General features: G+C 41.9%; 11 protein-coding genes and 1 riboswitch. Of the genes, 3 read left to right on the top strand and 8 right to left on the bottom strand.

The window, feature by feature from the left end:
- Positions 1-76: 76 nt before the first annotated feature.
- Entirely contained in the window at positions 77-3160 is a 3084-nt protein-coding gene (locus O0550_RS11430) for a cyclic peptide export ABC transporter (protein WP_276564987.1), read from the top strand.
- A gap of 234 nt (positions 3161-3394) precedes the next feature.
- Here the strand turns inward: O0550_RS11430 and O0550_RS11425 are convergent, their stop codons facing one another.
- The 8 genes from O0550_RS11425 to O0550_RS11390 all read right to left on the bottom strand — a co-directional run bounded on the left by O0550_RS11425 (position 3395) and on the right by O0550_RS11390 (position 10555).
- On the bottom strand, positions 3395-4363 hold the full coding sequence (locus O0550_RS11425) for an ABC transporter ATP-binding protein (RefSeq protein ID WP_258426354.1): 969 nt from the start codon (positions 4361-4363) through the stop codon (positions 3395-3397).
- A complete protein-coding gene (locus tag O0550_RS11420; protein WP_258426353.1) occupies positions 4360-5445 on the bottom strand; it encodes an ABC transporter ATP-binding protein in 1086 nt (361 codons plus the stop codon). The genes O0550_RS11425 and O0550_RS11420 overlap by 4 nt, the downstream gene beginning before the upstream one ends.
- Positions 5446-5456: 11 nt before the next feature.
- Positions 5457-6386 (bottom strand): oligopeptide ABC transporter permease, encoded by a 930-nt coding sequence (opp4C, locus tag O0550_RS11415; protein ID WP_258426352.1) that lies wholly within the window; start codon positions 6384-6386, stop codon positions 5457-5459.
- Between the two features lie 11 nt (positions 6387-6397).
- Entirely contained in the window at positions 6398-7354 is a 957-nt protein-coding gene (locus O0550_RS11410) for an ABC transporter permease (protein ID WP_003337645.1), read from the bottom strand.
- A gap of 132 nt (positions 7355-7486) precedes the next feature.
- The gene (locus tag O0550_RS11405; RefSeq protein WP_258426351.1) at positions 7487-9232 is read right to left on the bottom strand and encodes an ABC transporter substrate-binding protein; all 1746 of its coding nucleotides are present in this window, start codon (positions 9230-9232) and stop codon (positions 7487-7489) included.
- A gap of 237 nt (positions 9233-9469) precedes the next feature.
- Positions 9470-10039 (bottom strand): manganese catalase family protein, encoded by a 570-nt coding sequence (locus O0550_RS11400; protein WP_003337643.1) that lies wholly within the window; start codon positions 10037-10039, stop codon positions 9470-9472.
- Between the two features lie 16 nt (positions 10040-10055).
- Entirely contained in the window at positions 10056-10337 is a 282-nt protein-coding gene (locus O0550_RS11395) for a spore coat protein CotJB (RefSeq protein ID WP_003339375.1), read from the bottom strand.
- Between the two features lie 2 nt (positions 10338-10339).
- Entirely contained in the window at positions 10340-10555 is a 216-nt protein-coding gene (locus O0550_RS11390; protein WP_003337641.1) for a spore coat associated protein CotJA, read from the bottom strand.
- A 298-nt stretch (positions 10556-10853) separates the two neighbouring features.
- A riboswitch (cobalamin riboswitch) is annotated at positions 10854-11049 on the top strand.
- A gap of 166 nt (positions 11050-11215) precedes the next feature.
- Between O0550_RS11390 and metE the strand changes: the two genes are divergently transcribed.
- Positions 11216-13510 (top strand): 5-methyltetrahydropteroyltriglutamate--homocysteine S-methyltransferase, encoded by a 2295-nt coding sequence (gene metE, locus O0550_RS11385; protein WP_258426350.1) that lies wholly within the window; start codon positions 11216-11218, stop codon positions 13508-13510.
- Positions 13511-14207: 697 nt separating this feature from the next.
- Positions 14208-15932 (top strand): ABC transporter ATP-binding protein, encoded by a 1725-nt coding sequence (locus O0550_RS11380; protein ID WP_258426349.1) that lies wholly within the window; start codon positions 14208-14210, stop codon positions 15930-15932.
- Positions 15933-16059: the final 127 nt, after the last annotated feature.

Here is a 16059-nt window from a genome sequence, read left to right as displayed (position 1 = left end):
GCGTAGAAGGGCTGGTTGCCCGCTTTCTCTGACATAGACACAGTTTCTAAAAAAGGAGAGGATAATTCTGCCTCTAATGAAAGAAGTAGTGAAACGAGCACGATTCGTAATGCTAATGTGCCTGATCCTCGTACTTCAAATGAGCACCACCGTGTATGCCGAAATGGGAAGTGGGGAAGCCGCTGCGGCGATCGAACAACTGGTCAATAAAACGATGGAGTCGGAGAAAATTCCGGGTGCAGCCATTGTTGTCGTCAAAGAGGGGAAAACGATTTACAAACAATCATTTGGAGTTACTGACATTCAAAAGCAAACCCCCGTAACTGCTGACACACTATTTGAAATCAACTCGAACACCAAAGCATTTACGGCACTAGCCGTCCAACAGCTTATCGAGCAAAAACGTCTTTCACTTGACGATTCTGTTCAGTCCATCATACCTTGGTTTTCAGCTACATATAAAGGACAGCAGGAAACGATCCTGATAAAGCATCTGTTATATCATACCAGTGGTTTTCCGTTTGAAAGCATTGGTTTTATCCCCATTTCATCCAGTGAGCGGGCCCTCGAAGAAAACGTACGTGCGCTCAATAACAGGGAATTAGCCCGCAAGCCAGGAACAGAGTTTGAATATGCAACGGTTAACTACGATATTCTAGGCTATATTGTTGAAAAAGTTACTGGGCAATCCTATGAACAGTATGTCCAACAGCAAGTTATTACTCAATTGGGCCTAACTAACACCTTTATGAAGGCACAGGCACCGAGTGAGCAAATGGCAAGAGGGCACAAAATCGGTTTCTTTTCCCCACGAGTGTATGATGCACCGGATTATCGCGGAAACACACCGGCGGCTTACGTGGTATCAAGTCTCAACGACATGGAGCGTTGGTTATATATTCAATTAGGGTTGGAGGCTTCAGGGTTTCCTGCTGAGTTAATACATGCCTCCCATCTGCCAGATCGATCTGTAGCTCCTGCGGCAAATGGTTCCTCGTATGCCTCAGGCTGGATGATTTTTCAAAATGGCGGTGGACAAATTGCACACGGTGGCAACAATCCTACTTTCTCCTCATACATGGTGTTTCGTCCAGAGGAAAAGCTGGGAGCTATCGTTTTGACGAATATTGACTCGATGAATGTGTCCGTTATGGCGGAGGGAGCCGTCAAGCTCTTGCAAGGAAAAGAAGTTCCAGAAGTAGTGGATGACACCAATCTACAAACAGATCGATTGGCAAGCATTACTCTCGTGATCCTTAGTGTCCTTGTGGCGGTCCTTACTTTTGCAATTGGTCAGGCCATCGTACAGATCCTTCGAGGTGATCGTAAACTTGCCTCAAATCCCGGACGCATCTGTCTGACATCTTTGTTTGCTTTTGTGATAACATGCGGTGTTTTGTCAGCCGCTGTATACTTCTTGCCAGATGTGTTTTTCTTCGGTTTACCATGGCAGTTTATTGAGGTTTGGCTTCCGATAACCATTTTTTACGCAATGTACGTCTTGCTAGCAGCCGTCACTTTGTTTACCGTCTACCTAACCATGATTCGTTTATTTCCGAAATCCAAGGAAACCTCCCTGACCCCTATCGTCATACAGGGGCTTGTCAGCGGATTTGGAAATGCGATGATTATTTTCATGATCAATATAGCGCTCACTTCCATTAATACGTTTCACGTTTCTGTCTTTTTGTATTTTCTGTTAGGTATCTCGCTATATATTGTTGGGGAGAAAATGATTCGCAGCCGCCTCATTGTTATAACGAATCAGGTGGTATATGAAAAAAGAATGGAGCTAGTTCACAGAATTTTTAGGACTCCCTATCAAAAATATGAACGGATTGATAACGGTCAGATCTATGCGAGTTTAAACAACGATACGGAAACCATCAGTACGATTTCGAATATTGTCGTTATAGCACTGACCAGTACGGTTACACTGGTATTTTGCTTTATCTATCTAGCTGCAATGAGCCTATACGGATTCTTGTTTTGTCTGGCTGTTATAATAATAGCGGCCGGCTTATATACACTGGCAGGCCGTTCGGCAAACAAGGTATGGGAGGAAACCAGAGACATCCAAAATGTGTTTTTTTCCTATATTAACGATATGATAGGGGGCTTTAAGGAGCTATATCTTACTCGTGCACAAAGCAGGGAATTTGAAAAACACATGGATAGAAGCTGTTATGAATATCGACACAAGCGATCTGCAGGTCAATTCAAGTTTGTAAATGTGTATTTAGTGGGAGAATTGCTTTTTGTAGTGGTAATCGGGACCGTTACCTTTTTGTTCCCCATTTTCTTCCCGCAGATCCCAAAGCATATGCTGGTAAGCTACGTGTTTGTCTTCCTGTATATGACGGGGCCGGTTCACGGCATATTAAATGCGGTACCTGAGCTGATCCGTATTAAGATTAGCTGGGAACGGTTAAATGCCTTGCTAGGCTCGTTATCTTCGGAAAAGAGAAGGGATGATGTAGATATTGCTGGTCTTGCTGTCCAAGATTTTGAGACATTTACCTCTGATCAGGTGCAGTTCCGGTACAAAAACAAGGAAGGTGAGGAGTTTTCGGTGGGACCACTCGATTTTTCCTGTCGCAAAGGAGAAATCGTCTTCATTGTAGGTGGGAATGGGAGTGGAAAATCTACCTTTGCCAAACTGATTACAGGATTGTATGAGCAGGATGATGGCGAGTTTTTCATAAACGGGCAAAAAGTGAATGCCGATCAACGTTGTGAATTTTTCTCAGTTATCTTCAGTGATTTCTATCTATTCGAGAAAATGTATGTTGTTGATTACCAAGCCAAACAAGACGAGATACGGAAGCATTTAGAGATGCTTCGGATAGCTGACAAAGTCGAAGTGGATCAAACCGGGATGTTTAGCACGACCAAGCTGTCTACAGGTCAACGAAAGCGTCTTGCCTTGATGCTAAGTCAGATAAAAGACAGACCGATACTTCTCTTCGATGAGTGGGCAGCGGATCAAGATCCAGAGTATCGGCAGTTCTTTTACGAATCCTTGTTACCAGAAATGAAAAAGCAAGGAAAATGTGTAATTGCGATTACCCATGACGATCGTTACTTTGACCTCGCTGATCAGGTGGTTAAAATGGAGAGCGGGCGAATTATAACTCAGCAAACTCTTTCGCATGCCTGATGCAACATCATATAAAAAAGAGGAGATGAGCAGCCTCAATATTTCACGCGAAAAGATTCACTCAACGCTCAATACCGATTGTAGGCTGGTTCATTTCTAGGGGAATTTTGGTTATTAAATGTAATGAACAATATACTCTAAACTGAGCTAGTGCCAACAGGCCTGATTTCAAGGAGGATGAAATCAGGCCTGCTTTTTGTTCTGAAAACCTAGGACAGATTTAGGCTTTTAGAATCATGAAACAAAATGACACGCAACATAATGATTGGTCCCGATTTCCCGATAAAGGGGAACTTGCTCCAAGCACAATGCCGTTGCATATGGACATCTAGTATGAAATTTACAGCCAGATGGAGGTTTAGCTGGACTTGGAATTTCGCCCTTTAATACGATTCTTTCTCGTCGAACCATCGGATCCGGAATAGGCACAGCAGATAAAAGTGCCTGAGTATAAGGATGCTGGGGATGTGCAAATAATTCATCTCGCGGTGCCACCTCCATAAAGGAGCCTAAGTACATCACTCCAATCGTGGTACAAAGGTGTTCTACCACGCTTAAATCATGAGAAATAAATAGATAGGTAAGGGAATGCTTCTCTTGTAAATCCTGAAATAAATTGATTATTTGGGCTTGAATGGAAACATCAAGTGCTGATACAGGTTCATCTGCAACGATGAAATCAGGCTGTAAAATAATAGCCCGAGCAATGCCGATACGTTGTCGTTGACCGCCAGAAAATTCATGCGGAAATCGATCATAATGATAAGGGGCAAGACCGCATAGGTCCATTACCTGTTGAACCCGTTCACGTAGATCACGCTTGGCTACCAATCCATGATCCAGCAGTGCTTCTCCTATGGCATCTCCAATCCGTATACGAGGATTAAGAGAGCTGTATGGGTCCTGGAAAATAAATTGCATGGAAGGGCGCAGCCTTCGTAGCGCTTTAGGTGAGAGGGTAGATAGATCAATGCCTTTGTAAAAGACATCTCCTGAAGTCTTCTCAATCATTCTCAGGATTGTGCGCCCCGCCGTACTTTTTCCACTGCCTGATTCACCAACCAGTCCGAAGGTTTCTCCCTTACTGATCGTAAAGGAGAGGTCATCAACTGCTTTTATCTGCCCTCTGCCAGCCGGAAAGGGACCGTCCCCTAGAGGAAAATATTTTTTTAGATGCTGTACATCAAGTAATAGCTCATTCATGCGTGCTCCTCCTCATACAACCAGCAGGCTACTTTCTGTTTATTGGATACGGGGGATAGGTGGGGCTGTTTCGTTACACATTGTGGTTTACGATGCTCACAGCGTTCTGCAAAGTAGCAGGAATCACCTAACTCAATCGGATTCGGAACCTGGCCCGGTATTGAATAGAGCCGAGTGGTTCGTTGGTTCATCACTGGTTTGGAACGTAATAATCCCTGTGTATAAGGGTGCTTTGGCTGGAGAAACAAATCAATAACAGGCCCTTCTTCTATCACTTTGCCTGCATACATAACAATGACATAATCAGCCATTTCTGCAACGACACCTAAATCATGTGTAATCAGAAGGATAGCGGTGTTTGATTGTTGCTTAATTTTTCGCAATAAGTCTAAAATTTGGGCTTGAATTGTTACATCAAGCGCCGTAGTAGGCTCGTCAGCAATCAATAAACACGGGTTGCAGCTAAGAGCAATGGCAATCATGATTCTTTGCAGCATCCCGCCACTTAATTGATGAGGATAGGAATGAGCAATCTCCTCTGGGCGGGCAATACCTACTAGGGAGATTAACTCGATTGCTTTTTCAAACGCCATTTTTTTGCTTATGTGAAGGTGTTCAATTAAGGGTTCCATGATTTGTTCACCGATAGATAATACAGGATTTAAAGAAGTCATCGGTTCCTGAAAAATCATGGCTAATTCATTTCCGCGTAATTGTTGCATGTCCGAAGAATTGAGCTTCAAAAGATCTTTATGATCAAACCAGATCTCCCCATTGACGATTTTACCCATGGGCCCAGTGATAAGCCCCATAAGAGACATCGCTGTAACACTCTTGCCACATCCCGATTCACCTACAATACAGACAATTTGCCCCGCATTGATTTGAAAGCTTACATCATCGACGGCTTTTACAATCCCTTCATCCGTATAAAAATGGGTGGAGAGATGTTTAATATCCAAGACTGTCTCTGGTGGCTCCTCAGTGTGTACATGTGTTTTTTCGGTTCCAGAAATAGGGCCTAGCTCATCACGAGGTTCAATTGGATGTAAGGAAAAAGGCTGTTTATTTGAATGATTCATTTGTCGTCCACCTACTTTTTCATTTTCGGGTCTAGCGCATCCCGCAATCCATCTCCTACTAGATTAATGGAGATGACTGTTACAAAAATGGCTAAGCCAGGCGGAATCCAGAGCCACGGTCTTTTTTGAAAATCAATGAGAGTGTTAGCGGAATCAATCATGTTACCCCAGGTTGCGGTAGGGGGGACGACGCCAAGTCCAAAATAACTAAGTGTTGATTCGCTCAGGATTGCTCCGCCAATGCGTAAGGTTGCTACAACAATCAGCAAAGGTAAAACATTAGGAAGCAGATGGCGAAATAAAATTCGACTACTGCGAAGACCTAGAACCTTAGCTGCTTGAATATATTCTTGCTCGCGCAGACTCAAAATCTGGCTACGAACCAGACGGGCCAAACCTGCCCAGCCTACGAAGCTAAGCATAATCATGACAATATATAGACGGTAACTAGATGGAACCTTCCACTCAGATAATACAGCCGCTAGGATAAACAGCATCGGTAATTCAGGGATTGTCATCAGGATATCCGAGGCACGCATGATCAGTGCGTCGACCCATCCGCGAAAATATCCAGCTAAAACACCAAGCAAGGTTCCAAGAAAAACAGAAAGAACCATGGAAGCAAGCCCCACCGTCAAAGAGATTCGCCCAGCTTGCATCAGACGAGTTAAAATATCACGCCCCAGAGCATCTGTTCCAAGCCAATGAGACATACTTGGCGGTTTGTTGATCATTGCAGCATTAATTTTTCCTAATGTATAAGGGGAAAGCAGTGGTCCCAGAAAACAAAAGAGAAAGATGGCAACGAGAAAACAGAGACCGATAACTGCTATTCTGTTCTTTTGTAATTTCCTAAAGGACTGTCCCCATAGTGAGGATTTTGAATAAGAGGAGGCCGTATTAATGCCAGTCTCTATGTTATTTTTACCAATCGCGTTCATATGTGCCCCTCCTATTTCAATCTCACCCGTGGGTCGACAACACCATATAACAAGTCTGCCAGCAAATTACTGACAACGGTAAGTAATGCAATGAACATAGTAAATCCCATTAGTAGGGGATAATCCCTAAGTGATAACGCTTGCATATACACCTGACCTACTCCGGGCCAGTTAAAAATTTTCTCAGTAATAATTGCTCCTCCAAACAGAGCTGGCAGTTCAAACCCAAGCAGGGTAATCGCTGGTAGCAAAGCATTGCGCAGAGCATGCTTATAGGTAATTACTTTTTCCTTCAGTCCTTTAGCGCGAGCTGTTCGAATAAAGTCCTGACGAATCACTTCTAATATATTGGTACGGAAATAGCGAGTGAGGGAACCGACACTCAACATGGTTAATACTGTGACAGGCAAAATCATGTGCTTCATAACTTCAATCACATAATCTAGACCTGTAGCATTGCTCCCCGTTGTCAGGATTCCGCCTGGTGGCAGTATTTTTAGGTCAACCGCGAAAATTTTAATCGCTAGCAAGCCTACGAAAAACGCCGGCAAGGCCATGGCCGCAAAAACACCGATTGTTACAAGCGAATCAAACCATGAATATTGTCGACTTGCAGAAAATACACCAATCGAGATGGCAATGATCCAGGTTAATGTGGTGGAGGTGATAGCAATTAAGAAAGAACTCCAGATATATTGACCTAAGATGGTCGTTACAGGCTGCTGATATTGAAGGGAATATCCCAAATCTCCTCGTAATACATTGCCTGCCCAAACAAAATAACGCTCTATAATCGGCTTATCTAAACCGTATAATGCTTTTAGTTCTATTTTTCTCTCAGGACTTAGCTTAGGATTAGTATCAACATAGTCACCGGGAGTCAGCGCAAAGAGAAAAAAGATTAAGAGAGAAGAGCCGATTAAGGTCGGGATCATAATCATCAGTCTTTTGAACATGTAAGTTTTCATGGACAGAGCGCCTCCTAACTAAAACATAGATGGAAGGGGTACCTTTCGTTTGATATAACGATTGAATGATGAAGGAATATGCTCAGTCCTACCTATCAAGTACATAGGGACTGAGCATGTTCGATGGGCGTTTTATTCCACAATTTTCAGATTAGGTAGGCTTGAGCTTATCCCGGTGTAACCGTTTGGTTCAAATCCTTCCACTCGTGCATTATGGCCTGATAGTATCTTTCGATAGTTCAGGAAAATAAAGGGAGGATCGTCGCTTAATGCTTGATAAAGCTCCTTATAAGCTTCCTTACGTTTTTCAATATCAAGTGTCCCTACACTTTTTGCGAGCAGTTCATCTACCTTAGGATTGGAATAACCATGTGTATTCGTAAAACTACCGCCACCTGTAGAAGAAAACTGAACAACACCATCTGATGGATCACCTAGCATGGTAGTAGAAAAGGAAGCAAGGTCGTGATCACCTTTGTCAGTTCTTGCAACAAGCGCTGGATAATCCATTAATTCTGCCTCTAGTTGAACCCCAATTAATTTGTAGTTTTCCTTCGCGATAGGAATAAGAATGTCGCTTACTTTACTTTTCGTTGTCAGATAGTGAAGAACCAGTTTTTTTCCGTCCTTTTCACGGATGCCATCCGAGCTTTCTTTCCAACCTGCTTCATCAAGTAGCTGTTTAGCCTTATTCACATCATAAGCGTAGGGATTCACATCTTCTGTATACGCCCAGGATACTGGAGATATGGGGACATTAGCTACTTGTGCATAACCTTGATAGGCGGCATCCACAATTTGTTGACGATCAAGTCCATAGATTAGCGCCTGTCTAACACGCTTGTCTTTTAAATAAGGCTTGCTATGGTTAAAGGAAAGATAGCTGTAGGCAGTCGAAGTATAAATATTGATGTTTGCAAAACCAAGGCCCTTTAAAAGCTCCAGATTATCGGCATTTGCAGGGAAGGAGCTATAATCAGTCTCACCTGTTTGGAAAAACTGCGTAGTATCTCCATCGGTTGTTTTATAAATAAAATGCGGAATGGCCGGTTTTCCCTCGTAATAATACTCATTGGCTACGAATCTCACTTCTTGACCGGGGATAAACTTTTCAAATTTATATGGGCCAGCTCCGACTGGTTTTGTATGCAAGGTACGCAGATAGTCAAGCTTACCTGGTTCATAGCCTTTTCCATAATAAGCTTTGGACAAAACGTGACCACCAAGCAGAAGAAGAGATCGAGCGTTTACTTTCTCAGTGGTTATCTTTATTGTCTGTGGGTCGATGACTGTAATTCCCTCAATGGTTTTTGCTTTTCCTTCTTTATAAGCTTTGCCGCCCTTAATGTGTGCTTCGGCGATTTCTGTTTCTCCGTCATACGTTTTATCATGCAAAACGGTGAGGGTAAAGGCGACATCATCAGCAGTCAAGGGATCTCCATTGCTAAATTTTACATTTTTACGTAGATGGAAGGTGTACGTAAGCTGATCATCGGAAATATCCCATTTTTCTGCCAATTTAGGAACTGGTTTGCCACTCTTATCAATATCAACCAGTGGAGAAAACATCACGGAGGTAACGTTACCGTCATAACCATTGTGATAAAAATATGGATTGAAAACCCCACCTGGTTCAGTTAAAGCTACTACAACCGTATCTTTTCGATTTTTCGCCGATTGAGGCGATTTCGATTTGTCTGTAGCAGCGATAACAGCATCTCCTGCGTTCTGTACCCGTAGTGTTTGAGCCTGAGTATCTGCCTGACCATCGGCTGGAGTATTAGAGGTGGATGGAGCTGCTCCTTCGCTACTGCAACCGACTAATAAGGAAGCTCCTAACAGAAATGTGAAGAATGAATGTATAAAAGCTCTTCTCATGATGCTCCTCCTTATAAATGGGAAAATGTAGACTCATTATATTCTTATAATTCCGATCTGTAAAGTATGAATTAATCGTATTTCTACAATTCCCACTTGAAAAGCTTTTTGACATAAGGCTGGACATGAGCGTAGAGGAAAATAGCGCGTAGAAAAAAACATTTGACCAAATCTCTTACTAGAAATTTGGTCAATTAGCCTTTCATATTCACTTGTAGCGTCTAGTTCGTTGCGTAGTTAGAAAATCTTCTTCTGTTCCCGATCTGCTTTTAGAATTTCCACTGCTTCACGGAACCGTTGAGAATGTACAATTTCACGTTCACGGAGGAAAGAAAGGCTATCGATTAAATCGACATCATCAGTCATATTAATCAACCATTGATAAGTAGCCCGTGCCTTTTCTTCCGCAGCAATATCCTCATACAAGTCTGCAATAGGATCACCTTTTGCTTGAAAATATGTAGCTGTGAAAGGCACACCGGCCGCATCATGAAAAAACAAAGCCTTATCATGGCTTGCGTAATGTGCGCCAAGACCAGCTTCCTCTAGCTGTTCAGGAGTAGCGTCCTTCGTTAGCTTATATACCATTGTTGCAATCATTTCGAGATGGGCAAATTCCTCTGTGGAAATATCGTTTAAAAGACCAATGACCTTATCAGGAACCGTATAGCGCTGATTCATATAACGTAGCGCGGCCGCTAATTCTCCATCAGCTCCACCGTATTGTTCCATCAAGTACTTTGCCATTTTCGGGTCGCATTTGCTTACGCGAACAGGATACTGTAACTTCTTCTCATAAATCCACATTCAAAATTCCCCCTTTCTAGACCTGCCAAGGCCAAGGTACTTCGTTCCACGACCAAGGGTACTGTGAAAAGCTATTGCCAAAATTCATCAGAGGTCCGAATAAAGATTCATATTCGCGCTTGAGTGTCATACTTTGCTGAGCCATATCGTTGAATTGCCTAATAGCAGTCATATCAGTAGGATGGGTATCAAGATACAGGTTTAGCTCCACTAACACAAAGTCGATCGCCTGAATTTGGTGAAGCAGCTCATAAAATTGTTGCTGGCGTTCATCCGTAGAAGTATCATGATCGCTCATTTTTATTTGCCTCCCTTGTACGGATTTTCATAAGGCGCATACAGAGCAGGCCAGAGGGTACCTAAGCAAAGAGCTTTGCATGGATCAAATTGCGGTAAATTCGGGGGTTGAAATCCTAAGTAAAGCTGTGGTGGTGTCTCATAAGTTACAACCCGTTGTGGCGGACAAGGATCACATGGACCGATGAAAGGAAAGTATGCCTTTCGATTTCGACTCATATGATTGCCTCCTTTCCTGTAGATGTCCTTATATGCTTATCAATTGGACAAGGAGATTAGAACAGAAAACATAGGTAAAAAGAGAAGGAATCCCCCTTTTTCCGTGCAATTTGACAAAAAGGGCGAACAGTGGTGCGAAGGGCGGGCAAAATTCAGTTTGCCATGGAAGTGGCAGAAGTCTTCCTGCGACAATAGGAGACTGAATTAAATAAAAATATGGAATTTTATGTGAAGTTATATTATGATAGCAAGCATACCTAGAATAAAGGGTAGGTATATATCTTGGTGATATGGATGAATTAAATATGTGGAAATAGGTTCTTTGAACAATGAGTGTCAAGGATGAAAAGGGAAGCACGGTGTAAATCCGTCACGGTCCCGCCACTGTAAAAGAGGAGTCAGTACAAAAAAACCACTGATCAACGAAGGATTGGGAAGGTATGTGCTGATGTGGATTCTTAAGTCAGGAGACCTGCCTATTTCAACAACACTGTGTGACCTACGGGAGATAGGGAGGTGTTAGATAGCTGTGGCAGTTGTACAAGTATATTCACTGCTTGTTCGGGCATCTCTAACCATCTTTTGAACGGGGAGAGATGCTTTTTTGTTTGAGTTGTGTTTTTTACCGAAAATATAACCTGTTTAGGAGGGCGAACAAGCATGAATAAAGGAATAAGTAGCAATTTAGGATATCCACGCATTGGGGAAAATCGCGAATGGAAAAAGGGATTAGAGGCATTTTGGGCCGGGACAATTGAAAAGAAGGAATTTCTTGCCCAAATGCAACAAAGCAGACTCCAGCACCTGCAAAAACAAAAGGAAATAGGGATTGATCTGATCCCGGTTAATGATTTCACTATGTATGATCACATGCTGGATATGGCTGTGATGTTTGGGTATGTTCCAAAACGCTATGAATATGCTGGTGGGGTAGTATCTTTGTCCACCTATTTTGCAATGGCACGAGGAAATCAGCATGTAGTTGCTTGCGAAATGACCAAATGGTTTAATACCAATTATCACTACATCGTGCCGGAGTTTCAGGACATCAAACCCGTCCTGACCGAAAATAAACCGCTTCTTGCTTATAAAGAGGCAAAAGAGGAGCTAGGGATTAAAGGAAAACCTGTCATAATAGGACCTTATACCTTTATTAAGCTATCCAAAGGGTTCGATCGGATACAAATACCGGCGATTATCCTACAGCTTGTCCCTCTTTATGTGCAGGTTCTAACAGAATTAGCGCAGGAAGGCGTGGAATGGGTTCAGATAGATGAGCCAATTCTAGTAACATCATTATCCGAAGACGAAATGAAGACGATCTCCTACATCTATGAACAGCTTCATGAGGCTGTTCCACAACTACAAATCATGCTACAAACCTATTTTGGTTCCGTTACATTTTACAATGAAGTGATTAAGCTACCTGTAGCAGGAATTGGATTAGATTTTGTCCATGATGCGGGACGCAGCCTTGAGCAGATTACAACAAATGGTTTCCCACAGGATAAAGTACTTGGGGCGGGCATCATTGATGGTAGGAACATTTGGCGGGCAAATCTGACTCAAAAGACAAATCTTCTTGCTACAATCAAAGAGCATGTCGATGCATCCCGTATCTGGATTCAGCCATCTAGTAGTCTACTTCATGTTCCAATCAGTCTAAATCAAGAGACACAGCTTGATCCACTAGTTAAAGATTCATTGGCGTTTGCAGATGAAAAACTAATTGAAATCAAGCATATTACAGATTGGTTGCAGAACGGAGAGGAAAGCGTTAAAGAGATTTTTGCTGAGAATCAAACCATTTTAGAACGGGTAGCGAACTCTGTAGCTCGCAATCGCCCACATATACATGAGGCTGTTGCCAGCTTGCAATTAGATCAGATCGGCCGTGCATCTGATTATGAACAACGGCGAAAACAACAACAGCACCAATTACAGTTACCAATTCTCCCTACTACAACGATCGGTAGCTTTCCACAAACAACAGAAGTTCGTCAGGCGAGAAATAAATGGCGGAAGGGGGAATGGTCGGTAGAGCAATATGAGCAATTTTTGCAAGCAGAAATCCGGGAATGGATTGACATACAAGAGAAGGTTGGGCTTGATGTGTTGGTTCATGGGGAATTTGAACGGACAGATATGGTGGAATTTTTTGGCGAAAAACTAGGTGGATTCGCTTTTACTAAAAACGGATGGGTGCAATCCTATGGCTCACGTTGTGTAAAACCACCAGTTATTTATGGAGATGTAGAGTTTATTGAGCCGATGACAGTCAAGGAGAGTATCTATGCACAATCTCTTACAACGAAACCGGTCAAGGGAATGATTACAGGACCTGTTACGATTTTAAATTGGTCCTTTGTGCGTGACGATATTTCCAGACAGCAGGTAACCTATCAAATTGCACTTGCCTTACAAAAAGAAGTAGAGGCGTTAGAAGCTAGTGGGATCACGATGATTCAGGTTGATGAACCAGCACTACGTGAAGGGTTACCGTTAAAGAAAACGGAATGGGAAGCATATTTAGAATGGGCTGTAAAAGCCTTCCGCTTAACGACTTCTACTGTAAAAGACACGACCCAAATTCATACCCATATGTGCTACTGCGAATTTCATGATTTTATCGATTCTATCAGCGAATTGGATGCAGATGTTATTTCAATAGAAACATCACGCAGCCATGGTGAGCTAATCCATGCTTTCCATAATCATTCCTATCTGAAAGGAATTGGTCTAGGTGTCTATGATATTCATAGTCCCCGCGTTCCAGCTGTAGAAGAAATGATAAAAATGATAGAGAATGCTCTACAGGTCCTTGAACCCAGACAATTTTGGATTAATCCCGATTGCGGGTTAAAAACAAGAGGGCGTAAGGAAACGATCGCTTCCTTAGAAAATATGGTGACTGCTACTCGATTAGTTCGTAACACCATAACATCTATTCCCTAGGATTTACTAGAGTCGAAGGGGAGAAATGGATTTACCAGCAAAAAGAGTACGAGATTCAAAACATACCTTCACAGATCCTGTGTTTCCCCAATACGAATCATCACAATACAATACTGAAAATAAGTAAAGGACAGAGAAGATAAAGATCAAAAACAACCGGGTTGGTTGATTGGCAGCATTTCTAAATGGGGTGATACCCTAAGCACTGAAATGCTGCCATTCTATTTTATACAAGGTTCTATAACGAAGATTCATGTGCTATAAGAAGGGAAACGATAGTTGTTTTCTTACACAAGGAACAATAGAAGAAAATGGGTAGTTACAGACTCAGAAACTAAGGCAGCATGATGGCAGTCAGAGTCTTTTCAATATTTGGTATGAGTGAAGATTCATCAGAAGTGTTCCAAGCAATAAAACCGTCAGGGCGTAGATTTAGCTCCATTCTAGTTATTTTTTGATCCCTAGGATACAATGTAAGCTGGAATTGTGGAAAATACAACCATTTCCTTCTAACATTTTGTTGGAGAGTAACGTCAACGTGTGAGTAGAGTAATTAAGGTATCAAGTTTACAAAAAAGAGCAAAAAATTTTTACCTACACTTCTAATTGAGAAAGATATTCACTTTCAGTTTTTGATCGTTTATACTTAGCAGTAATGTTTTCATTAGTAGACAAGAGAGAAAAGAGTGATAGATTCGTGTTACGCCGGTTTTTTTCTTATTATCGCCCTTATAAAGGGTTATTTATTTTGGATTTTTCATGTGCCATTATTGCAGGCTTACTAGAATTAGTATTTCCTTTGGCAGTTAATCAATTTGTCGATAAACTGCTTCCGGGGCAAAATTGGTCGCTGATTATTGGGGCTTGCTTTGCTTTGTTGGGAATTTATGTTTTAAACACAGCCCTTAATTTTGTTGTCACATATTGGGGACATATGCTTGGCATTAATATTGAAACGGATATGCGTAAAAAGCTGTTTGACCATATCCAGAAGCTGTCATTCCGGTTTTTTGACAATAACAAGACAGGACATTTAATGTCTCGCATGTCAAATGATTTGATGGAAATTGGAGAGATAGCTCACCATGGGCCAGAGGATTTGTTCATCGCTATCATGACCCTCTGCGGTGCATTTGGTGTCATGTTGTATATTAATTGGCAATTAGCCTTGCTTACATTCCTCGTTATTCCGTTTTTGATTTGGCTAACCGTTTTCTTTAACAAGAAAATGACGGTTGCTTTTCGAAGAATGTTTTCCGATATTGCAGATTTTAATGCGAGAGTGGAGAATAACATTGGTGGCATTCGTGTGGTACAAGCATTTGGTAATGAGGAGTATGAGAAGGCACAATTTGCTGTTAATAATGGTCGTTTTCGTTTGACCAAGCTGCTCTCTTACAAGATCATGGCTATGAATATGTCAATCAGCTACCTGCTTATGCGGCTAGTGACACTATTTGTCTTGATTTGTGGAACTTGGTTTGTCATTAAGGGACATTTGACAGCAGGTGAATTTGTAGGTTTTGTATTGCTCACAAATATATTGTTTAAACCTATTGAAAAAATTAACGCAGTTATTGAACTTTATCCAAAAGGGATTGCTGGCTTCAAGCGCTATGTGGAGCTTTTAGATACTGCTCCAGATATAGCTGACTCTACTAACGCGATCGCTGTAGACCATTTAAATGGAAACATAGAATATCACGATGTTACCTTTGGCTATCAAAATAAAGAAAATATCCTAAACAGTATCAATTTAACCATTCGTGCAGGTGAAACTGTAGCCTTTGTCGGGCCGTCCGGTGCTGGGAAAACAACGCTATGCAGTTTATTGCCACGTTTTTATGATGTTACCTCAGGCAAAATTACCATTGATGGAATGGATATTCGAGATTTGAAGCTGGAATCCTTACGTAAACAGATTGGGATTGTCCAGCAAGATGTCTTCTTGTTCTCAGGAACACTTCGAGAGAATATTAAATATGGAAACTTACAAGCTAGCGATGAGGAAATATGGGATGCTGCGCGTCATGCTAAATTGGAAGAATTCATTCTCTCTCAAAAGGATGGATTGGAAACGATTATTGGTGAGAGAGGTGTCATGCTGTCAGGTGGGCAGAAGCAACGTTTAGCCATTGCGCGTATGTTCTTAAAGAACCCGCCTATCCTTATTTTGGATGAAGCAACATCTGCCTTGGATACAGAGACAGAGCTAGCGATCCAGAAATCACTGGAAAAACTGTCTGAAGGAAGAACGACACTTGTCATTGCACACCGTTTAGCAACGATTAAAAATGCTGATCGTATCGTGGTTGTGACAAAAGACGGAATTACAGAGCAAGGAAATCATCAGGAGTTACTTGCGGCAAAAGGAGTTTATAGTAGATTGCATGAAGCGCAATTTTCTACATTAGTACAATAAAAGTCATTTTTACGTGTCACGAAAAAAGCATTCCACGATATCCGAATAAAATGGATAAAATGGGATGCTTTTTTTAGTAGAAAGAATCTATAGTTGTTGGTTCTAAGGTGGTTTTTCGACTTGAAAG

The organism is Brevibacillus halotolerans (assembly GCF_026891775.1).
Taxonomy (GTDB): domain Bacteria; phylum Bacillota; class Bacilli; order Brevibacillales; family Brevibacillaceae; genus Brevibacillus_B; species Brevibacillus_B halotolerans.
Note: the sequence above shows the minus strand (reverse complement) of the source record. Positions and strands in the feature narration are given on the sequence as shown.

Coding starts and splice junctions, on each gene's coding strand:
- O0550_RS11430 (WP_276564987.1), top strand. CDS start 77: ATGAAAGAAGTAGTGAAACGAGCACGATTCGTAATGCTAATGTGCCTG.
- O0550_RS11425 (WP_258426354.1), bottom strand. CDS start 4,363: ATGAATGAGCTATTACTTGATGTACAGCATCTAAAAAAATATTTTCCT.
- O0550_RS11420 (WP_258426353.1), bottom strand. CDS start 5,445: ATGAATCATTCAAATAAACAGCCTTTTTCCTTACATCCAATTGAACCT.
- opp4C (WP_258426352.1), bottom strand. CDS start 6,386: ATGAACGCGATTGGTAAAAATAACATAGAGACTGGCATTAATACGGCC.
- O0550_RS11410 (WP_003337645.1), bottom strand. CDS start 7,354: ATGAAAACTTACATGTTCAAAAGACTGATGATTATGATCCCGACCTTA.
- O0550_RS11405 (WP_258426351.1), bottom strand. CDS start 9,232: ATGAGAAGAGCTTTTATACATTCATTCTTCACATTTCTGTTAGGAGCT.
- O0550_RS11400 (WP_003337643.1), bottom strand. CDS start 10,039: ATGTGGATTTATGAGAAGAAGTTACAGTATCCTGTTCGCGTAAGCAAA.
- O0550_RS11395 (WP_003339375.1), bottom strand. CDS start 10,337: ATGAGCGATCATGATACTTCTACGGATGAACGCCAGCAACAATTTTAT.
- O0550_RS11390 (WP_003337641.1), bottom strand. CDS start 10,555: ATGAGTCGAAATCGAAAGGCATACTTTCCTTTCATCGGTCCATGTGAT.
- metE (WP_258426350.1), top strand. CDS start 11,216: ATGAATAAAGGAATAAGTAGCAATTTAGGATATCCACGCATTGGGGAA.